Below are 20,740 nucleotides of genomic sequence, written 5' to 3'. Positions count from 1 at the left end.
GGATTGCCTATAATTTCACGACAAACCGCGTGAGAGTCGAATTTCACATGGTCGCTGTGCCGCACTTGCCGCAATGAGTCCTTCCGGGTAACGGATCATGGATTGGCGTGACCTTGATTCTCGGATTCTCGGATTCGCGGATTCCCGCGACCCGGATGAGCCCTCGCCGGCCGCGCGCCTGCCCGATCGGGCCGCCGTGCAGCCGGGCGCCGCCGCTCGACGTGCCGTTCGCACCGCCCAGGTGGCGGACACGGGGGCGGTCAGGACCAGGTGTGACCCGCGAGCACCTCGTGGTAGATCGTCGCGAACTGCTTGGCGACGACGACGTGATCCCACTGCCGCAGCGCTGCGGCCCGGACGGAGCTCGGCTCGGGCAGACCGGCCAACGAGGCACGAGCCTGCGCGGGTGTGAACGACGAGCCTTCAGAGACGACGACCCCGACCGACGGCACGATCTCGGCCAGGCAGCCGTTGGAAGTACCGATGACCGGGGTGCCGCACGTGGCGGCCTCGGACACCACGGTCGACCCGGGCTCACACCACACCACACCCCAGGGGCCCATCGTGCTCTGGGACAGCACCATGATCGCGGCCGCGCGGGAAAGCAGTTCCAGCCGTCGCTCACCCCCCACCTCGCCGACGAAATCGACGGTGTCCCCGAAGTCGCGCTCGATCCGCCGCAGATACTGCTCCTCCCAGGACGGTCCGGCCATGACCAGACGGCGCCCGGCGGCGGATGCGAACGCGGCGGCCTCGTAAGCGCCTTTCCACTCCGAGATGCGCCCCAGGTAGAGGAGGTAGTCGTCCTTGTCGGCCCGGAACTGGTAGCGCGCCTGATTGACCGAGATGCGTACCACCGGCGCGATGTCGTTTCCGGCCTGGGCGCGCTGGGCGTACGAGGCGTACACGCAGTTGCGCGGATACGTCGGCCGGCCGGTGAGGTGATGGGTGGAGAGGTATGCCATTCCCGCCGGGAGCCGGTCAGGGTCGATCTGCCCGCAGGAGAAGTCGTGCACGACATCCACGGTCGACGCCTCCGGGCCGTTCAGCCAGGCGTACATGTCTTCGATCTCGCCGGCGTCCACCACGGTGACCGCCGGTGAGGCGGGCGTGGTGCCCGGCGCGCCGAGCAGGAACACCTCGTGGCCGAGCTCCAGCAGGCCGTCCATGTGGTTGGCCACGATCCAGTGGATTCCCGCGTAGCCCTGCGGCGGAACGGTGATCCACTGGCTTGGATCGGTCGGCAGCCGTAGCGCCATGGTTACCAGTACGACGCGCATCAGCTTCTCACTTCCCCATACTCCGGTACGGCGCGGGCAGGTCGCGCATCGGGTCATGCCGCGGTCGCCACCCGGCATTCGCCTGTTCGGTGTTGCGGCCTTTCTCGATGAACGCGAGGTTGTGGTACAGATGGATCCCGGTCACGCCTCGGTCCGTGTAGGACGGCTCGTAGGGGCCTTCATGAAGACGATCGCGATGGTGCAAACCGTCGACAAGCGTCTTCAGGAAACCGACCGACGTGGCGGGATCGGCCAGGTCGACGCCGTTTCCTCCCCATTCGGGCCAATACGAAGTGTGCAGGTCCTCGATCACATACATGCCGCCGGGACCTACGTGCGGGAAGAGCGCGTTGAACGCGGTGATGACGTGGCTGCTGACATGACTGCCGTCATCGACCACGATGTCAAACGGGCCGTACCGCGCCGCGAGGTCGGTGAGGAACGCCGAGTCGGCCTGATCCCCGCGGATCGTGATGATTCGCGGCTCGTCCAACAGCGACTTGTCGTACACATCGAGCCCGTACACCATGCTTCGGTGAAAGTAGTGCTTCCACATGCGCAGGGAGGTGCCTCCTGCGCCGGGGTCGTGATAGCCGCCGATGCCGATCTCCAGCACGGTCATCCGCTGATCGCGGTATCTGCCCAGATGCCGCTCATAGTGTGAGGTGTACCAGTGCCCGCCCCACTTGTCCGAGCCGAAGCGCACGGCCAGAGCAGTCAGGTCCCCGCGGTACGGGCCGCACGCCTGCAGGACCTGATACGCCGCTCGGGTCGCCTCGTCACGCTGAACCATCCACGGATCGTCGGGCTTGTACTCGGCCGGCCCGGGCTCGTCTTTCATCACCACCTCGCGGTCGGCTCCGGCGCGCGGGTCACTCGGCCCGAACACGTCACGGACCAGCGCCGGCAGGTCGTACCTGAGACACACCCACGGGTCGTCGACCCGGCCAGGGCGCGCCTGCTGACCGCCGGGACCGACGGTCAGCAGGTACGGAATCCGTCCCGAGCCCGGGACGTCCACTTCGAACTGGACGATCACCGGTGACCCGGGCCCGGGGTACAGGCCCGCGCGGCCGGACACTTCGCCGATGGTCGCGGCCACGACCGACTCCGGATCCTCGGCCGCGAGCCGGGCGGCGGCGTCGGGGGCGTCCGCCAAGGAGAGCAGGCGTTGGATGAGCGGGATCTGTGGTCGGGCGTGGATCGGCATGCGCACCTCCGGGTTTGCGATCGACTCATCGGGAACGCCCAGGGCTCGGCTTCCTCGACGCGGGGTATGACGATCAAGGAGAAGATCCCGGTGGAGGCCCGAGCCGTGATCAACCGCGGCACGTCCTCGCCGTGAACCGTCGCAGGTCGGCTCACGTACCGGTCTCTCTCGCCACAGCGGTGTCCCTCGCGTCGGCTGCCGCGCTTTCGGGTTTTCCGGCGATGAGCAGGATGTCCAGGTAGAAGGTGCTCTCCGGGCCCTCTCGGTGGCGGAGATCTCCGAACGCCCGGTCGAGGTACGTATCCATCGCCTTGGGCAGGAGACGGTCCACCAGCCACAGCGTCCGGAGGACCAGTCCGACCGGGCCGCCACCGGGCCAGCCGTGGTCGCGCCCGTACCAGCGGAGCAGGAACAGCAGCCCGCGCGGACCGCAGGTCAACTTCACCGTCCGGTCGACCACGAACCCGGCTCGCCTGGCCTGCAGGGCCAAGCCGTCGGCCGTCCAGCGCCACAGATCCTGACCGCCGTGTTCCTCCCACACACCGTGGGTGGACAACACCAGCCGGCCGCCGGGCCGTAACAGCCGAAACGCCTCGCGCAGGTAGGCGTCCGCGTCGGTGACATGCTCCAGAACCTGGGTGGACAGCACGCCGTCGAAGGCCCCGTCGGGAGCCGGGCAGTTGCCGTCGCGGTCGAGCGCGTGATCGGCGCGGTAGGACTCACCGCCGGGGATGTCGGCCGTCTGCAGCTCGGCCACCGCGAACAGTTCACGGTACGGCGACGTGCCCGAGCCATAGTCGAGCCAGACGCCGGAAGCGTCGCGCAGCGCCTCGGCGAGCGCCTCGCGGAGGTCGAGAAAGTGGACGTAGGCCCAGTCTCCGCGGCGCGGCCTGGTCCGCTCGCGGAAACGCTCGGCCATGACCTCGTGGAGCGAGGGCTCCGCCGCGGTGGCCGGTCGGCCACCCAAGCGCGACTTCTTACCCACCGCAGACACCCAATCCAGCAGGCTCACCACCGCCGGCACTCCTCGTACGGTATGCGGATGTGACATTCCGGGATCACCGCGTCGCGTGGTCGTGCCGCGGCATTCGGCTTCAAGCTGTCCGACCTTTCTTCCCGACGCGGACGGGCCACCGCGACGTCAGGGCTCGAGGGAGATCGCTGGATCGGCGAACTCGATGACGATGGTTCGGCGCCATCGATCGCTGGGGTTCGGGCCGGATCCGTGCACGAGCCGGACGTCGTGCACCACGACGTCCCCCTCCTCGGAGGGCACCGGCACCCGTGGGCCGGCGTCCCGTACGGCCTCGACGGCCACGTCGACGGGCAGCAGGTGGGAGCCGGGAACGCCCTCCAGACAACCGTTGCCGGGGCCCGCTGCGTCCAGGCAGATGCTTATGTTGCACACGGTGTGCGGAGCGAGGTGGGGACGGTCACGGTGCCACGGCACACCGGCCGCGCGCCGTGGTTCCTTGAGCACAAGGGCGAACGCCGTGGGAACGACCGGCTCTCCGATGAATTCGGCGGCGAGACGGCCGAGTTCGGGTCGGTAGAGTAACTCGGCTTCTGGCCAGTCCTGCTTCTCCAGGTTGTGGATGCGATACAGCACCGGCGGTTGCCCGTCGACGTCGAAGTGCCAGTAGTCGTCGGAGACATAACCCAGGTCGGTAAAACGCGAGATCAACCTCGTGGCGCCCGCCTTGAGCCGGCTGACCACGTCCTGGTCGAGTATCGGTCCGACCCGAACGAAACCGTCGACGCGGAAGCGCTCGATTCGTGCAGTGGGATCCCGTACCACCAGAGTCATGGCTACGCCCGTCCTTTCGACTTGTCCGCCTCGACATTCGTTAACCCGAGTCTTCCGGCGTCTTGAAATAGCGGTAATCGACGGTCTTCACATCCGGAGCCGAAATTCGACATCGGACACGTCGTTGGCTCAGCCATTGTCTGCCGGATCCTGACTCAGGACTCGGCGCTCAATCACATTGCGGCCCACAGGATTTGACCTTATCGAGTCGCACGCGATAACTGACTAGTGGTTTCACCACAGGTGGCCGATGGCCGGCGCCGACCGCTGTTCGACATGCCGCCTCATTCTGCTTCTTCCACTTCTTTCACTTCCGGTGAAAACCGGGTCGCTCGCCGGAGAGGTCTTTTCGGCGCCCCAGGCCGTCCCTCGGTGAGTGTCTCGGCGCCGGATTCCCCGGTCTCCTGGACCGGGCGGACGTCCGGTCTCCGGGGGAGCACGGCGCCGGAGGCGGTCGCCGCCGCTCGGGCGGTCCTCTTCGGCCTCCGGGGCAGGAGGGCGGGCCGGGCGGCACAGGAGGCTTCGGGGCGAGGTGAGACGCCCTTCTCGACCCGTTGACGCGGCCGTAGCACGTATGTAACCTTTGGCCAGCGCAGTGCAAAAATATTGCAAACTCCCGTTAAATTCTCTCTGTTCTCTGCAACTTGCGGCAGTGATGTGCTGCTTCGGCGCATCTCTCCCACCCCTTCGGAGAGGTCCCAGGTGATGTCGCTCTCGGCATTGCGCGGCCGATCGCCGCCCTGGCGGTCCCGGTTGCGACACTCATCGCCCCCCGCGCCGACGCTGAACGGCCGTCGACAACAGGGCGTCGTGGCCCGCGCCCGGCGGAGCGTCCCGAGCCGCGACCGGTCAGGGCCCGCCGTCCCGGACACCTCCCGTCCGGGACTCACCGACAGATCCGACGTTCACCGTCGCTCGTCCCGCCGACCGTCTCGAGAAGAGGGACACCGGCGCAAACGGCGACCAGCACCCCCAGCGACGAACGAGGCACGGCTCGCGGCTCGGCCGACACGGCTCCCACGGCCGGCCCGCCGGATTCCGAGGACCCGGAAGAAGAGGACCGGGGATCGGCGCCTCATGGGCGAGACCACCCCCGGGTGCCGAGCGCGTCGCGCGGCGGAGGCCGCGGCCTCCCTCCCGACCCTGTCGTTCCAGACGAGAGATAGAGGAACGCGATGAGAAAGCAGTACCTGGCGTTACGGCTGATGGCGGCGATGGCCGCGACCAGCCTGCTCGCTCTGGCCGGGGCGGTCACCGCACCGGCCTCGGCGGCGGCCGGCCCCAACCTGGCGGTGGGGAAGGCGGCCTCCTCCAGCAGTGTCAACGCCCCCTACGGCGCGGGCAACGTCACCGACGGCAACGCCACCACCTACTGGGAGAGCAGCAACAACACCTTCCCGCAGTGGGTTCAGGTGGACCTCGGAGCCGTGACCAGCGTCAACCAGGTCGTCCTGAAGCTGCCGCCCGTGGCTGCCTGGAACACCAGGACGCAGACCCTGTCGGTGCTGGCGGGCACGAGCGCCACGCCCACCACAACCGTCGCCGGCTCCGCCGGCCGCACCTTCGACCCGGCGACCGGCAACACGGTGACGATCGACTTCGCCACGACCAGCGCCCGCTACCTCCGGCTGAACATCACCGCGAACACGGGCTGGCCCGCCGGTCAGCTCTCCGAGTTCGAGGTGTACGGACCCGGTTCAGGCGGTGACACGACGCCGCCGAGCACGCCGTCGAACCTGGCCCACACCGAGCCGGGCTCGGGCCAGATCAGGCTGACCTGGAACGCCTCGACCGACAACGTCGGCGTGACCGGATACGACGTCTACGCCAACAACGCCCTGCGCGCCAGTGTGGCGGGCAACGTCCTGACCTACACCGACACCCAGCCGGCCACCGCGACGGTCTCCTACCACGTCAAGGCCAAGGACGCCGCGGGCAACCAGTCGGGAAACAGCAACACCGTCACCCGTACGGGCAGCACCCCGCCGGGGTCGAACCTGGCCGTCGGCAAGGCGATCACCGCCTCCTCCTCGGTCTTCACCTTCGTGGCCGCCAACGCCAACGACGACAACACGGCGACCTACTGGGAGGGCAACGGCGGCAGCTACCCCAACACGCTGACCGTGAGCCTCGGCGCGAACGCCACCCTCAGCTCGGTCGTGGTGAAGCTGAACCCCGACAGCGTCTGGGCGACGCGCACGCAGAACATCCAGGTTCTCGGGCGGGGACAGGGCTCGACCACCTTCACCACCCTGGCCGCCGCGACGAACCACACCTTCGACCCCGCCTCTGGCAACACGGTGACGATCCCGGTCAGCGGTGCCTACGCCGACGTCCAGCTCAGGTTCACCTCGAACAGCGGCGCTCCCGCCGGGCAGGTCGCCGAGTTCCAGGTCATCGGCACCCCGGCGCCGAACCCGGACCTGACGATCACCGGTGTGACCACGTCCCCCGCGTCCCCCGTCGAGACCGACTCCGTCACGCTCTCGGCCACGGTGCGCAACGGAGGCTCCGCGGCCTCCGGCGCGACGAACGTCAACTTCTACCTGGGCACCACCAAGGTCGGCACCGCCCCGGTCGCCGGGCTGGCCGCCGGAGCGTCCGCCACGGTCTCGGCCGTCGCCGGTCCCCGCGACGCGGGCAGCTACCCGCTGAGCGCCAAGGTCGACGAGGACAACACCGTCATCGAGCAGAACGAGTCGAACAACACCTTCACGAGCTCCGCCCCGCTCGTGGTCAGGCCGGTCGACACCTCCGACCTGGTCGCCACGACCGGCTGGACCCCCGGCAACCCGGCCGGAGGCAACGTCGTCACCTTCTCGGTGGCCATCAAGAACCAGGGCACACTCGCCTCCGCGAGCGGCGCCCACGGCATCACGCTCACCGTGCTCAACGAGGCGGGCACCGTCGTCCGTACCCTGACCGGCTCCCACACCGGCGTGATCGCACCGGGTGCCACCACGAGCCCGGTGAACCTGGGCACCTGGACGGCGGCGAACGGCAAGTTCACCGTCAGGACGGTCCTCGCCGACGACGCCAACGAGCTGCCGGTCAAGCGGGCGAACAACACCACCACCCAGCCGCTCTTCGTCGGTCGTGGCGCCAACATGCCGTACGAGATGTACGAGGCCGAGGACGCCGTCGTCGGCGGCGGGGCGGTGGTGGTCGGCCCCAACCGCACCATCGGCGACGTGGCGGGTGAGGCGTCGGGCCGCAGGGCCGTGACGCTGAACAGCACGGGCAGCTACGTCGAGTTCACCACCAAGGCGAGCACCAACACCCTGGTCACCCGCTTCTCCATCCCCGACGCCCCGGGCGGCGGAGGCATCGACTCGACGCTGAACATCTACGTCAACGGCACCTTCCTCAAACCGATCAACCTGACGTCCAAGTACGCCTGGTTGTACGGCCCCGAGGCCGGCCCCAACAACTCGCCGGGCTCCGGCGGGCCACGTCACATCTACGACGAGGCCAACGTCATGCTGGGGACCACCGTCCCGGCAGGCAGCAGGATCAGGCTGCAGAAGGACCCCGCCAACACCACGACGTACGCGATCGACTTCATCAACACCGAGCAGGTCTCGCCGATCGCGAACCCCGACCCCGCCAGGTACACGACCCCCACCGGCTTCACCCACCAGGACGTGCAGAACGCCCTCGACCGGGTGCGGATGGACACCACCGGCACCCTGGTCGGCGTCTATCTCCCTGCGGGCACCTACCAGACGGCGAGCAAGTTCCAGGTCTACGGCAAGGCCGTCAAGGTCGTCGGCGCCGGCCCCTGGTACACCCAGTTCCGGGCGCCCGGCAACCAGGACAACACCGACATCGGCTTCCGCGCCGAGGCCAGCGCGAACGGTTCGTCCTTCGCGAACTTCGCCTACTTCGGCAACTACACCTCCCGCATCGACGGGCCGGGCAAGGTGTTCGACTTCGCCAACGTCGCCGACGTGGTGATCGACAACATCTGGAACGAGCACATGGTCTGCCTCTACTGGGGCGCCAACACCGACCGGGTGACGATCAAGAACTCCCGCATCCGCAACATGTTCGCCGACGGCATCAACATGACCAACGGCAGCACCGACAACCTCGTCAGCAACAACGAGGCCCGTGCCACCGGAGACGACAGCTTCGCGCTGTTCTCCGCCATCGACGCCGGCGGCGCCGACATGCGCGGCAACGTCTACGAGAACCTGACGTCGATCCTGACCTGGCGGGCCGCGGGCGTCGCGGTCTACGGCGGGTACGACAACGTCTTCAGGAACATCTACATCGCCGACACCCTCGTCTACTCCGGCATCACGATCAGCTCGCTGGACTTCGGCTACCCGATGAACGGCTTCGGCGCCAGCCCGCCCACCAGGTTCGAGAACATCTCGATCGTCCGTGCCGGCGGTCACTTCTGGGGACAGCAGGTCTTCCCGGCGATCTGGGTCTTCTCCGCCTCCAAGGTCTTCCAGGGCATCCGCGTGAGCAACGTGGACATCGTGGACCCGACCTACGGCGGCATCATGTTCCAGACCAACTACGTCGGCGGTCAGCCGCAGAACCCGGTCACCGACACGATCTTCACGAACGTCTCGATCACCGGTGCCAGGAAGAGCGGTGACGCCTTCGACGCCAAGTCCGGCTGGGCCGTCTGGGCGAACGAGATGCCCGAACCGGGCCAGGGCCCGGCGGTCGGTTCGGCCACGTTCAACAACCTCCGGATGAGCGACAACTTCCAGAACGTCAAGAACACGACGTCGACCTTCACGATCAACGTCAACCCGTGATCCCCCAGGAGACCCGAAGGAGGGCCGGGGGAGAACAGTAGGAAAAGCGGTGTCGCCGGGAGGTCCGCCCCTCCCGGCGACGCCTTTTCCGCTTCCACTTCCGCCGAACCGGTCCGGAACCGGTACACCCCCGCCCCGCGCCGATGCCTTGGCCTCATACAGCCGGGTATGGCCTGGTGTGGTGCCGGGCGACGCCCGCGTTCGCGGCCTGTTCGTCGCCGACCGGCGGGAAGATCCTCGTACACTGTCCCGATGGCTTCCCCCGAGAACGGCCCCGAGGCGAGCGACGCGTCGCGGGTCCTGCAGCGCGTCTTCGGCTACGACTCGTTCCGGGCGGGCCAGCAGGAGATCATCGAGCATGTCGTCTCCGGAGGCGACGCCCTCGTGCTCATGCCGACCGGTGGTGGCAAGTCGCTGTGCTACCAGATCCCCGCCCTCGTGCGTAAGGGCACGGGAGTGGTGATCTCACCGCTCATCGCGCTCATGCAGGACCAGGTCGACGCCCTGACCGCCCTCGGCGTACGGGCCGGGTTCCTCAACTCCACCCAGGACTTCGAGGAGCGCCGCGCCGTCGAGTCGGCCTTCCTCTCCGGAGAGCTGGACCTGCTCTACCTGGCGCCGGAGCGCCTGCGGGTCGACGCGACGCTGCGGCTGCTCGACAGCGGAGTGATCTCGCTGTTCGCGATCGACGAGGCCCACTGCGTGGCCCAGTGGGGGCACGACTTCCGGCCCGACTACCTCGCCCTGTCCGCGCTGCACGAGCGCTGGCCCGACGTGCCGCGCGTCGCGCTGACCGCGACGGCCACCAGGGCCACCCACGCCGAGATCGCCTCCCGCCTCAGCCTGGAAGAGGCCCGCCACTTCGTGGCGAGCTTCGACCGTCCCAACATCCAGTACCGCATCGCTCCCAAGAACGAGCCCAAGCGGCAACTGCTGGAGCTGTTGCGCACCGAGCACGCGGGCGACGCGGGCATCGTCTACTGCCTGTCGCGCAACTCGGTCGAGAAGATCGCCGAGTTCCTGGTGCAGAACGGCATCGAGGCGCTGCCCTACCACGCGGGGCTCGACGCCCGCGTCCGCGCCGCCAACCAGGCGCGCTTCCTGCGCGAGGACGGCCTCGTCATGGTCGCCACGATCGCGTTCGGCATGGGCATCGACAAGCCCGACGTGCGCTTCGTCGCCCACCTCGACCTGCCCAAGTCCGTCGAGGGCTACTACCAGGAGACCGGCAGGGCCGGGCGCGACGGCCTGCCCTCCACCGCGTGGCTCGCGTACGGCCTCCAGGACGTCGTGCAGCAGCGCAAGATGATCGACACCTCCGAGGGCGACGACGCCCACCGGCGCCGACTCGCCACCCACCTGGAGGCGATGCTCGCCCTGTGCGAGGCGGTCGAGTGCCGCCGCGTGCGGCTGCTCGCCTACTTCGGCCAGGAGGGCACCGCCTGCGGCAACTGCGACACCTGCCTGTCGCCTCCGGAGTCGTGGGACGGCACGGTCGCCGCGCAGAAGGTCCTGTCGACCGTGTTCCGGCTCATGCGCGAACGCCGACAGAAGTTCGGCGCCGGTCAGATCATCGACATCCTCCTCGGCAGGAAGACGGCGAAGGTCATCCAGCACGACCACGACGGGCTGACGGTGTTCGGCATCGGCACGGAGCTGAGCGAGGCCGAGTGGCGCGGCGTGGTGCGCCAGCTGCTGGCGCAGGGACTGCTCGCCGTGGAGGGCGACTACGGCACGCTGGTGCTGACCGAGGCGAGCGCGGAGGTCCTGGGCCGCAGACGCCAGGTACCGCTGCGGCGTGAGCCGGAGAGGGCGCCGCGCGCCGCCAAGGCCTCCCGGTCCTCGGCGACCTCCACCTCGCGCCGGGCCGAGCCCGTCGAGATGCCGCAGGAGGCGATCCCGGCGTTCGAGCTGCTCCGCGCCTGGCGCGGGGCCACCGCGAAGGAGCAGGGCGTGCCCGCGTACGTGATCTTCCACGACGCGACCCTGCGTGAGATCGCGACCAGGGCACCATCGTCCCTGGCCGAGCTGGGCACGGTGAGCGGGGTTGGGGAGAACAAGCTGGCCAAGTACGGCCGGCAGGTTCTCGACACCCTCGCGGGATCCGCGGGGGAGGCCGAGGAGGGCGAGGAAACCCTTCTGGAGTTCCCCTGAGATAGAATCGGGCGAATTCGGGCCTGAGGGCCCGCCCAGTGAGACGCATAGAGGAGCCTGGAGGCTGTCGTCCGCCTCCGGGCTCCTCGCATTGGCGGACCCCCGTGGCCGCGGACTCCCGAAAGAGGACGATCGTTGGCTGACAGAAGGAACGATCCGGTGGTGGTCGTCGGGCTCGGCCGCTTCGGCAGCTCCCTCGCGGTCGAGCTGTTTCGCAGGGGCACCGAGGTGCTGGCGATCGACAACCGCCCCAAGGTGGTGCAGAGCCTGGCGGGAAAGCTCACCCACGTCGTCGTCGCGGACTCCACCGACATCGAGGCGCTGCGGCAGATAGGGGTACCCGACTTCTACCGGGCCGTGGTCGCGATCGGCACCGACCTGGAGTCCAGCATCCTCACCACGTCCCTGCTCGTCGAGCTGGAGATCGAGGACGTCTGGGCCAAGGCGATCAGCCGCGAGCACGGCCGCATCCTGGAGCGGGTCGGCGCCCATCACGTGATCCTTCCCGAGCACGACATGGGTGAGCGGCTGGCCCACCTGCTCAACGGGCGGATGCTCGACTACATGGAGGTGGACGGCGACTACGCGGTGGTCAAGACCCGCCCGCCCCGCGAGTACGTCGGCGTGCCCCTGGGCGAGTCCAACCTGCGGCGCAAGTACGGCGTGACCGTGGTGTGCGTGAAGGGCCAGTACGACGAGTTCACCTACGCCGACGCGGGGACCGTGCTGGGGTACGGGGACGTCATCGTCATCGCGGGCAAGATCGAGCAGGTGGAGCGGTTCACCGAACTCCCGTGAGCCCTCCCCGGCCGTTCGCGCCGTGCGCCCGTGACTCGCCGTGTCCGGGTCACCGTGTGCTCGCCGCGATCGATCTAGACTGGGGGAAACTTACTAGAATGGAGTTCTGTAGCGATGCGATTCGGACTGTTCCTCAGCGGCTCCCAGAAACCGGACGCGCTCGGCGACGTGCGGGAAAGCATCGCCCGCGGGGCCGATGACGGCTTCTCCTCCGTCTGGATGTCCCAGACGTTCGACCTCGACGCCCTGACGGCGCTCGCCGTGGCCGGAAGCCAGGTGCCGGGGATCGAGCTCGGCACCGCCGTCGTCCCGACCTACCCGCGCCACCCGGCGGCCCTCGCCCAGCAGGCGCTCACCGTCAACGCCGCCCTCGGCGGGCGGCTCGCCCTCGGCATCGGCCTCTCGCACCAGATCGTGATCGAGGGTATCTACGGCATGAGCTTCGAGCGGCCCGCCCGCCACATGCGCGAGTACCTGTCGATCCTGATGCCGCTCGTACGCGGGGAGAACGTCTCCTTCGAGGGGGAGACCCTCACGGCACGGCTGGGCCTGAACACGCCGGGCCCGAGGGACATGCCCGTGCTCATCGCCGCCCTGGCCCCGAGGATGCTCAGGCTGGCCGGGGAGGTGGCGGACGGCACCGTGCTGTGGATGACCGGCGCCAAGACGGTGGCCGAGCACGTCGCCCCCGCCGTCACCGAGGCCGCTCGGGCCGCGGGGCGCCCCGAGCCGAGGATCGTGTGCGCGCTGCCCGTCTGTGTCACCGACGACGTCGAGGCGGCGAGAGCACTGGCCGCCGAGCGATTCGAGATCTACGGCCAGCTGCCGTCGTACCGGGCGATGCTCGACAGGGAGGGCGCCGAAGGGCCGGCGGACGTGGCGATCGTCGGAGACGAGGACGAGGTGTCGGCGCGGATCGAGGCGCTCGCCAAGGCCGGGGTCACCGACTTCGTCGCCGCCGAGTACTCCCCGGGCACCCGGACGCGGGAGTTCCTCAAGAGCCTCCTGTGAAGGCTCTTACGCCCCTGCCGCCCGGCGCCCCGCGAGCAGCCGCCGGTGACGTCGATCCTCCGAGGGCTCTTTCTCCCCTGCCACCCACGTAGGGGGCCCGCTCAGACGCCGAAGGCGCTCAGGGCCGCCCACGCCGTCCCCGCCCCGACGGCGGTCCCCGCTGCGACCTGGGCGGGTGTGTGGTGGGTGAGCCTGACCCGCGCCCAGCACACCGTCGCCACGACGAGCGCGCCCGCGACCAGCGTGGGCGCGGCGGGCAGCACATGGGCCAGCACCACCACGGTGCCCGCCGACACGGCCGCGTGGAAGGAGATCTTCCACCGGAAGGTGATCGGGACCGTCACCGCGAGCGCGGCCAGCATCGCGGTCACCGTGGCCACCAGAAGCCGGGGGGCACCCAGCAGGATCAGCAGCGTCAGCGCGACGACCACCGAGGCGACCGCGACCAGCAGCGGAACCGTACGGCTCGCCCGGTCGACCAGGTGGTGGGAGTCGAGGCGCCCGGAACGGACCCCGTTCAGGATCACCAGGGCCGGGATCCCACCGCACAGGGCCGAGGCCACCAGGCCCCAGACGGCACCGGGCCAGCCGTCTGCCGTCAGCCCGACGAGCGGAGGCAGCCCGATGACCAGCACCTGCGGCGCGAACAGCCCGGTCACCCACCGGGCCACCGCCCCGGCTGTGCTCTCACCGCCCTCACCGATCTCACCGTCGCCCGCCATCCCCTGACCGGTCATCCGAATCCTTCCAGCGCGGACCGCACCCGCTTAGGCATGAGGGCTGTGACCCCAGCGGCCCCGTCGGCCCCGTCGGCCCCGTCGGCCCCGTGGGGCCACCCTGTCAGCTGAGGGGCCCGCGGACGAACATCCGAGCCCTCGCGGGGCGGCCCCGGAGAGGCGTCCCCGCGGCTCCGCGAGGGCGGCGAGCCACGCGCTCCCCGGAGCCGCTCCCGGACGGAGAGCCGACGACCGGGCGGTCAGTCGTTGGCGTGCAGGACGCTGTTGAGCTCCACGCTCGTCCCCGTACGGGGCACGGCCTCGACCGCGCCCGAAGTGGAGTTGCGGCGGAACAGCAAACCGGAGGCGCCGGAGAGCTCGGACGCCTTGACCACCCGTCCCTCGGGCAGGGTCACCTTGGTCCCGGCGGTGACGTAGAGGCCCGCCTCCACGACGCAGTCGTCGCCCAGGGAGATGCCGACGCCGCTGTTGGCGCCCAGCAGGCAGCGCCGCCCGATGGAGATGACCTGCTTGCCGCCGCCGGACAGGGTGCCCATGATCGAGGCACCACCGCCGACGTCCGACCCGTCGCCCACGACGACGCCCGCCGAGATGCGGCCCTCGACCATGGACGTGCCGAGCGTCCCGGCGTTGAAGTTGACGAAGCCCTCGTGCATCACGGTCGTGCCGCTCGCCAGGTACGCGCCGAGGCGGACCCGGTCGGCCTCGGCGATCCGGACGCCGGTGGGCAGCACGTAGTCGACCATCCGGGGGAACTTGTCCACCCCGTAGACGGTCACCTGACCCCGGGCGCGCAGGCGGAGCCGCACCTGCTCGAAGCCCTCGACGGCGCACGGCCCGTGGCTGGTCCACACCACGTTGCTGAGCAGGCCGAACAGCCCGTCCAGATTCTGGCCGTGCGGCTGGACGAGACGCGACGACAGCAGATGCAGGCGCAGGTAGGCGTCGTGGGCGTCGGCGGGCGCCTCCGACAGTTTCGCGATACCGGTGCGCACCGCGACCACCTCCACGCCACGGTCCTCGTCAGGGCCGAGGAGCGCGGCGACTTCGGAACCGAGTTCCTCGGCCGCCTCCCGCTCGGTCAGCCGCGTGGTGCCCGGCGAGGGAGGCTCGCCCAGCCGCGGGGACGGAAACCACGTGTCGAGCACTGTTCCGCCGAAGGTGATGGTCGCGATGCCGGCCGCGTAGGCGCCGGAGGTCTGGGCTGCTGCGTTCACGCCAACCAAGCCTAGCCAAAGCCGCCGCAATGGCAGTACGCCGAGGGGAGCGTCAGGCGTGTGCCCCGCGCCGTCCGACGGTTAGCCTGGCGGCCATGTTGCAGGGGATCGACGTGTCGAACTGGCAGGGCGCCGTCAACTGGGGCGCGCACGCGAAGGGCGGAGTCTCCTTCGCGTTCGCCAAGGCCAGCGAGGGGAGCACCTTCACCGACAAGTGGTTCGCCACCAACTGGAACGGCATGCGCGAGAGCTGGATCGTCTGCGGCGCCTACCACTTCGCCCGTCCCGCGGGAGACCCGGAGGCGCAGGCGGTGCACTTCCTGCGGATCGTGCGGCAGGCAGGGCTGCGCAGGGGGGACCTGCTCGCCCTCGACCTGGAGACCAACGATCACCTGCCGGCGCACAGGGTGGCGCGGTTCGCCCGCGTCTGGTGCCAGGCGGTCATCGCGCTCGCCGGGGTCAAGCCGGTGATCTACACGTTCCTGTCGTTCGCGCGGAACGGCAACTGCGCCGGGCTGGAGCCCTATCCGCTGTGGATCGCCGCGCCCGACCACCCCCGGGGCAGGCCGGAGGTGCCGAGGCCGTGGGACAGGTGGACGATCCACCAGCACTCGAACAGGCCCCTCGACCGCAACGTCTTCCGCGGCACCCGGGCCGAGCTGACCTCCCTGGGCTACCGCCGGAGCCGCGACGCCTGAGAAATCGCGTTGCCGACACCGGTAGCATCGATTCCCAGACCATTCGTCGACCTCTCCCAGGGAGCAACAGTGTCCGCCGTGCCAGAACTTCGTGTCACCATCGCCGGAGCAGCGCGTGTGGTGGCGGGAGGCACGACGTACGGAGAGGCGCTGGAGGCGGACGGCCGCTCGGTGGTCGCCGCCCGCGCCAACGGCGAGCTGAAGGACCTCGCGGCCCCGGTGGCCGAGGGCGACGTGATCGAGCCGGTCCCCGCGGCCAGCCCCGACGGGCGCGCCATCGTCCGCCACTCCACCGCGCACGTCATGGCCCAGGCCGTCCAGGAGATCTTCCCTGAGGCCAGGCTGGGCATCGGCCCGCCGGTCGAGAACGGCTTCTACTACGACTTCGACGTCAAGGACCCGTTCACCCCCGAGGATCTCAAGCGCGTCGAGAAGCGCATGCGCGAGATCGTCAAGCAGGGGCAGCTCTTCTCCCGCAGACCCGTCTCCGACGAGCAGGCCGCCGAGGAGCTCGCCTCGGAGCCGTACAAGCTGGAGCTGATCGGCCTCAAGGGCGGCGCGGCCGACGAGGAGAGCGTCGAGGTGGGCGGTGCCGAGCTCACCGTCTACGACAACCTCGACGCCAAGACCGGTGAGCTGCGCTGGAAGGACCTGTGCCGCGGCCCCCACGTGCCGACCACCCGGTCCATCCCGGCGTTCAAGCTGATGCGCTCCGGCGGCGCCTACTGGCGGGGCAGCGAGAAGAACCCGCAGCTCCAGCGGATCTACGGCACCGCGTGGGAGTCGCGCGAGAAGCAGGACGAATACCTCCACCTGCTGGAGGAGGCCGAGAAGCGCGACCACCGCAAGCTGGGCGCCGAGCTCGACCTGTTCTCCTTCCCCGACGAGCTGGGCTCTGGCCTGCCGGTCTTCCATCCCAAGGGCGGCGTGATCCGCCGCGTGATGGAGGATTACTCGCGCAGGCGGCACGAGGAGGCGGGATACTCCTTCGTCAACACCCCGCACATCACCAAGGAGAACCTCTACAAGATCTCCGGTCACCTCGACTGGTACGCCGACGGCATGTTCCCTCCCATGGAGCTGGAAGGCGCGAGGTATTACCTCAAGCCGATGAACTGCCCGATGCACAACCTGGTCTTCCGGGCGCGCGGGCGCTCCTACCGGGAACTGCCGCTGCGGTTGTTCGAATTCGGGACGGTCTACCGCTACGAGAAGTCCGGCGTGGTGCACGGCCTCACCCGCGTGCGCGGTCTCACCCAGGACGACGCGCACATCTACTGCACCCGTGAGCAGATGCGCGACGAGCTGAAGTCGCTGCTGCGCTTCGTGCTCGACCTGCTGCGCGACTACGGCCTCGACGACTTCTACCTGGAGCTGTCGACCAAGGACCCGGTCAAGTTCGTCGGCAACGACGAGGACTGGGAGGAGGCGACCGAGACCCTGCGCGAGGTCGCCGAGTCCGAGAAGCTGGATCTGGTGCTCGACCCGGGCGGCGCGGCGTTCTACGGGCCGAAGATCTCCGTGCAGGCCCGTGACGCGATCGGCCGCTCCTGGCAGATGTCGACGATCCAGCTCGACTTCAACCTGCCTCAGCGCTTCGAGCTGGAGTACCAGTCGACCGACGGTTCCCGGCAGCAGCCCGTCATGATCCACCGGGCGCTGTTCGGCTCGATCGAGCGCTTCTTCGGCGTTCTGGTCGAGCACTACGCGGGCGCGTTCCCCCCCTGGCTCGCGCCGGTCCAGGTGGTCGGCATCCCGATCGCCGAGGCCCACGCGCCCTACCTTCAGGACCTGGCCAAGAAGGCCCGCGAGCGGGGCATCAGGATCGAGGTCGACGCCTCCGACGACCGCATGCAGAAGAAGATCCGCAACGCCCAGAAGTCCAAGGTGCCCTTCATGCTCCTGGCGGGCGACGACGACATCGCCAACGGCGCGGTCTCCTTCCGTTTCCGCAACGGCGAGCAGAAGAACGGGGTGCCGGTCGACGAGGCGATCGCCGAGATCGTCGACGCGATCGAGCGCCGCGTCCAGGTCTGAGCCCTCTGGGCGGCAGAAGGTCTCCCGTGGAGGGCTCGGAAACCTTTCCACGGGGGGCCTGAGGCGCCACGGGCCATGGGGCCCCGCGAGGTTTCCGGGCCTTTCGGAGGCGCGGGGAGGCCCGAGAAGGCGCAGGGGGAGGCGCGAGACGGCGGTAATCGGCGTGGCAATATGCTGGCGGCCATGAGCAACGAGCCGGAGGCGCAGCACGGAGCGGGGACACCGGACGCGTTCCAGAGACTCTGGACCCCCCACCGGATGGCCTACATCAAGGGAGCGGGCAAACCGGCGGGTTCCGGCCCCGAGGACGGCTGCCCGTTCTGCGAGATCCCCCGCATGAGCGACGAGGACGGCCTGGTCGTCGCCCGGGGAGAGAAGGTCTTCGCGCTGCTCAACCTCTACCCCTACAACTCCGGCCACCTGATGGTCTGCCCCTACCGGCACGTGCCCGACTACACGGACCTGGACGAGGCCGAGACCTTCGAGCTCGCCGACTTCACCCGGCGGGCGCTGGTGGCCCTGCGTAAGGCGAGCGGTGCGCAGGGCTTCAACGTGGGCATGAACCTGGGAGGCGTGGCAGGCGCCGGGATCGCCGCCCACCTGCACCAGCACGTGGTGCCCCGGTGGGGCGGCGACACCAACTTCATGCCCGTCGTCGGCCAGACCAGGGTGCTTCCTCAGTTGCTGCGCGACACCAGGGAGTTGCTCGCCGGCTGCTGGCCCGGCTCCTCGTAGCGCGGCACGTCCTCGTCCAGCGCCTTGATGCCCGCCGACAGCGTCAGCGGCACGGCGAGTGCCAATGCCATGGACAGCACCGCGGCCCCCGAGTCGTTGACCAGCATGCCGACCACCCCGCTGACCAGGGTGCCGATCAGCCCTGCCCGCAGCGCGGGGGAGTGCGCGAACGCGGCGGGCAGCACCCCCGCGCTCGCCTGCTCCGGGCGTAGCAGCGCGTAGACGAGGAAGGCCACCGCGGCGATCACGACGGGCATCAGGTTGGGGTTGAGCAGCGTACCCAGCATCGCGCCGAACTTGCGGCCGATCACCTCCAGGGCCTCTCCGGTGAACACCTGGCCGACGAAGCGGCCCAGATGCGTCTGCGAGCCCGCGGGACGCAGATAGTCGAGGTAGGCGATGGACATCACGATGACGCCGCCCGCCACGCAGAACGCGCCCAGCTTGACGATCGACACCCGCCTGCCCGCGATCAGCAGCGCGGTCACCGCGATGCCCGGCACGAACGCGATCACTCCGCCGAAGTCGCTGCCCACGCCCGGCCAGCCGCCCAGGATCATCGCGAAACCGCCCAGCACCGCCACGACGACGGCCGCGACCACACTCGCGCGGCTCCCGCCCGCCGGGTGAGCCGTCACGACGGCGACCGTGGCGCCCTCGTGCTCGGGTCGATCCTCCACGGGGGCATCGGCGTGATCGCCGAGGGCCGGCCGGTCCGCCGGCGCGTCCGCGCGGTCGGCGCGGTCGGCGCGCGTCAGCCGGTGCGCGATCGTGGCGGCGAACAGCAGCACCGAGGTGGCGAAGAGCGCGAACGGGATGTTGCCCAGCCCGTAGTAGCGGGCTCCGACCACGGCGCTGTAGCCCATCACGCTGTTGAGCTGCAGGGTCGTCCCGGTCAGCAGGTCGCCCGCCAGCACCGCCGCGGTCACCCCCGCCACCATCGCCAGCGGCCCGAGCGGCGCCCGGCGCCAGGGCCCCGCCAGCGCGGTCGCGGCCAGCAGCAGCGCGCATCCGGCGATTCCGCCGACCAGCGCGAGCACCGGCGAGCCCGCGTGATGCCAGGGGGTGAGGTTCACCAGGTACGTCGACACGGGCACCGAGGCCAGCGCGACCGCGGCGACGCGGATACCGCTCAGCCCTCGCCTGCGGCGCATCAGCAGGAAGGCGATCAGGTAGAACGCGACCTGCAGCACCGCGACGGTGGTGAAGAAGATCCCGCCCACGTCTCTTATCGTCTCCCCGGCCACGTCGGCCCGATCCAGCGCGACCCGCGCCGTCTCGGTGCCGCCGGTACGCCTCTCGGCGGCCTGCCAGGGAACCCCGATCACACCCGGCGGCGCCGCGACGCCCGTCAGGGAGAGCATCGTCGCGGTGATGTCCGGCAGGATCGTGGTGTCGTCGCGGTGAGTGGAGGCCGCGCCCAGGAAGCGGCCGGAGACGCCTTCGTCGCGCATCATCGCCACCCGCAGGTGCGGGTTGCCGCCGTGGTCGGACAGGCCCGCCAGCAGCACCCGGGTGTCCTCGGGCAGCATGCTCAGCACCGCCCCCGCCTTGGCGTCGGCGAGACGGAGCGCCGCGGCCCGCTCCCGCGCGGTGAGGCTGTCCTCCTCCCGGGGCAGCCGGTCGCCGGTCATGTACGGCCTGATGAGGTCGTCGACGTCGACGGCGATCACCCGGCACCCGGTGAGCGCGTCGGCGCGGATCTGGGCGGGGGAGGGGGCGTACACGTCGACCCTGCCCGAGCGGTCGGCGAGCGCGAGCGCGGCCCCGGGGCCGATCGCCAGTGTGCACTCACCGGCGGCGTGAACGGCCTCGCCGAGGGCGCCCGCGTTGCGCTGGCCGGCGACCCGGTGCAGGTACTCGTAGCCGGGGATGACCGCGCCCGCCTCGTCGGGCTCGGGCAGCGGGGGGAGTCCACAGCCGTGGCCGACCGCTGATCTCACCCCTGCCGACACCGTCAGCCACCCGTCGTAGGGGCAGGTGACCCTGCCGACCGTGCGGACCGAGAGGGACCCGACCGCGCTCCGCTCGGCGAGCTGCCACAGGTTCGGAGTGCCGGCGGGGCTGAGGTCACTCCACCGCAGGCCGGGAATGCCGATCAGCACCACCCGTCCGTCCACTCGAGTGGCGGACTGCGCGGCCCCCGGCCACAGCAGGCCCAGCACCACCGCGAGCGCGACAAGCGTCCGCTTCACGAACGACCTCCCCTTCAGGCTCCTGCCAGGTGCTGGAACCGTAGGGCAAGATCGTGTCACCGGTCCAGCGGGTCAGGAGACCG

14 protein-coding genes are annotated in these 20,740 nt (G+C 69.7%); 7 read left to right on the top strand and 7 right to left on the bottom strand.

What is annotated here, in order from left to right:
- Positions 1-260 precede the first annotated feature (260 nt).
- The 4 genes from ACIBH4_RS32420 to ACIBH4_RS32405 all read right to left on the bottom strand — a co-directional run bounded on the left by ACIBH4_RS32420 (position 261) and on the right by ACIBH4_RS32405 (position 4,297).
- Positions 261-1,280 (bottom strand): glycosyltransferase, encoded by a 1,020-nt coding sequence (locus ACIBH4_RS32420; protein WP_362517890.1) that lies wholly within the window; start codon positions 1,278-1,280, stop codon positions 261-263.
- A gap of 7 nt (positions 1,281-1,287) precedes the next feature.
- Positions 1,288-2,490 (bottom strand): hypothetical protein, encoded by a 1,203-nt coding sequence (locus ACIBH4_RS32415; protein ID WP_362517887.1) that lies wholly within the window; start codon positions 2,488-2,490, stop codon positions 1,288-1,290.
- Positions 2,491-2,641: 151 nt separating this feature from the next.
- Positions 2,642-3,502 carry a class I SAM-dependent methyltransferase gene (locus ACIBH4_RS32410; RefSeq protein WP_362517884.1) on the bottom strand — a complete coding sequence of 287 codons (861 nt, stop codon included), beginning with the start codon at positions 3,500-3,502 and terminating at the stop codon, positions 2,642-2,644.
- Positions 3,503-3,631: 129 nt separating this feature from the next.
- Entirely contained in the window at positions 3,632-4,297 is a 666-nt protein-coding gene (locus tag ACIBH4_RS32405; RefSeq protein WP_362517881.1) for a phytanoyl-CoA dioxygenase family protein, read from the bottom strand.
- A gap of 1,175 nt (positions 4,298-5,472) precedes the next feature.
- Between ACIBH4_RS32405 and ACIBH4_RS32400 the strand changes: the two genes are divergently transcribed.
- The 4 genes from ACIBH4_RS32400 (at position 5,473) to ACIBH4_RS32385 (ending at position 13,038) form a co-directional block, all read left to right on the top strand.
- Positions 5,473-9,075 (top strand): discoidin domain-containing protein, encoded by a 3,603-nt coding sequence (locus ACIBH4_RS32400; RefSeq protein ID WP_362517878.1) that lies wholly within the window; start codon positions 5,473-5,475, stop codon positions 9,073-9,075.
- A 252-nt stretch (positions 9,076-9,327) separates the two neighbouring features.
- A complete protein-coding gene (gene recQ, locus ACIBH4_RS32395; protein WP_362517875.1) occupies positions 9,328-11,229 on the top strand; it encodes a DNA helicase RecQ in 1,902 nt (633 codons plus the stop codon).
- Positions 11,230-11,364: 135 nt separating this feature from the next.
- A complete protein-coding gene (locus tag ACIBH4_RS32390) occupies positions 11,365-12,027 on the top strand; it encodes a TrkA family potassium uptake protein (RefSeq protein ID WP_362517872.1) in 663 nt (220 codons plus the stop codon).
- A 114-nt stretch (positions 12,028-12,141) separates the two neighbouring features.
- Complete coding sequence (locus ACIBH4_RS32385) at positions 12,142-13,038, top strand: LLM class F420-dependent oxidoreductase (RefSeq protein WP_362517869.1); 897 nt, start codon at positions 12,142-12,144, stop codon at positions 13,036-13,038.
- A gap of 101 nt (positions 13,039-13,139) precedes the next feature.
- Here ACIBH4_RS32385 and ACIBH4_RS32380 read toward each other — a convergent pair whose 3' ends face one another.
- On the bottom strand, positions 13,140-13,775 hold the full coding sequence (locus ACIBH4_RS32380; RefSeq protein ID WP_362517866.1) for a hypothetical protein: 636 nt from the start codon (positions 13,773-13,775) through the stop codon (positions 13,140-13,142).
- A gap of 239 nt (positions 13,776-14,014) precedes the next feature.
- On the bottom strand, positions 14,015-14,992 hold the full coding sequence (gene dapD / locus ACIBH4_RS32375) for a 2,3,4,5-tetrahydropyridine-2,6-dicarboxylate N-succinyltransferase (protein ID WP_362767038.1): 978 nt from the start codon (positions 14,990-14,992) through the stop codon (positions 14,015-14,017).
- Between the two features lie 95 nt (positions 14,993-15,087).
- Between dapD and ACIBH4_RS32370 the strand changes: the two genes are divergently transcribed.
- The 3 genes from ACIBH4_RS32370 to ACIBH4_RS32360 all read left to right on the top strand — a co-directional run bounded on the left by ACIBH4_RS32370 (position 15,088) and on the right by ACIBH4_RS32360 (position 18,462).
- On the top strand, positions 15,088-15,690 hold the full coding sequence (locus ACIBH4_RS32370; RefSeq protein ID WP_362517859.1) for a glycoside hydrolase family 25 protein: 603 nt from the start codon (positions 15,088-15,090) through the stop codon (positions 15,688-15,690).
- A gap of 69 nt (positions 15,691-15,759) precedes the next feature.
- Positions 15,760-17,727 carry a threonine--tRNA ligase gene (gene thrS / locus ACIBH4_RS32365; RefSeq protein WP_362767035.1) on the top strand — a complete coding sequence of 656 codons (1,968 nt, stop codon included), beginning with the start codon at positions 15,760-15,762 and terminating at the stop codon, positions 17,725-17,727.
- A gap of 183 nt (positions 17,728-17,910) precedes the next feature.
- Positions 17,911-18,462: an HIT domain-containing protein gene (locus ACIBH4_RS32360; RefSeq protein ID WP_362517854.1), complete on the top strand. Its 552-nt coding sequence runs from the start codon at positions 17,911-17,913 to the stop codon at positions 18,460-18,462.
- Here the strand turns inward: ACIBH4_RS32360 and ACIBH4_RS32355 are convergent.
- On the bottom strand, positions 18,405-20,657 hold the full coding sequence (locus ACIBH4_RS32355; RefSeq protein ID WP_362767032.1) for a hypothetical protein: 2,253 nt from the start codon (positions 20,655-20,657) through the stop codon (positions 18,405-18,407). The two genes, ACIBH4_RS32360 and ACIBH4_RS32355, sit on opposite strands and share 58 nt — an antisense overlap.
- Between the last annotated feature and the right edge of the window lie 83 nt (positions 20,658-20,740).

The organism is Streptosporangium sp. NPDC050284 (genome assembly GCF_044459525.1).
GTDB lineage: Bacteria > Actinomycetota > Actinomycetes > Streptosporangiales > Streptosporangiaceae > Streptosporangium.
Note: the sequence above shows the minus strand (reverse complement) of the source record. Positions and strands in the feature narration are given on the sequence as shown.

What these genes read in the sequence shown, in the direction of transcription:
- ACIBH4_RS32420 (WP_362517890.1), bottom strand. Translation starts at nt 1,280, where the DNA reads ATGCGCGTCGTACTGGTAACCATGGCGCTACGGCTGCCGACCGATCCA.
- ACIBH4_RS32415 (WP_362517887.1), bottom strand. Translation starts at nt 2,490, where the DNA reads ATGCCGATCCACGCCCGACCACAGATCCCGCTCATCCAACGCCTGCTC.
- ACIBH4_RS32405 (WP_362517881.1), bottom strand. Translation starts at nt 4,297, where the DNA reads ATGACTCTGGTGGTACGGGATCCCACTGCACGAATCGAGCGCTTCCGC.
- ACIBH4_RS32400 (WP_362517878.1), top strand. Translation starts at nt 5,473, where the DNA reads ATGAGAAAGCAGTACCTGGCGTTACGGCTGATGGCGGCGATGGCCGCG.
- recQ (WP_362517875.1), top strand. Translation starts at nt 9,328, where the DNA reads ATGGCTTCCCCCGAGAACGGCCCCGAGGCGAGCGACGCGTCGCGGGTC.
- ACIBH4_RS32385 (WP_362517869.1), top strand. Translation starts at nt 12,142, where the DNA reads ATGCGATTCGGACTGTTCCTCAGCGGCTCCCAGAAACCGGACGCGCTC.
- ACIBH4_RS32380 (WP_362517866.1), bottom strand. Translation starts at nt 13,775, where the DNA reads ATGACCGGTCAGGGGATGGCGGGCGACGGTGAGATCGGTGAGGGCGGT.
- ACIBH4_RS32370 (WP_362517859.1), top strand. Translation starts at nt 15,088, where the DNA reads ATGTTGCAGGGGATCGACGTGTCGAACTGGCAGGGCGCCGTCAACTGG.
- ACIBH4_RS32360 (WP_362517854.1), top strand. Translation starts at nt 17,911, where the DNA reads ATGAGCAACGAGCCGGAGGCGCAGCACGGAGCGGGGACACCGGACGCG.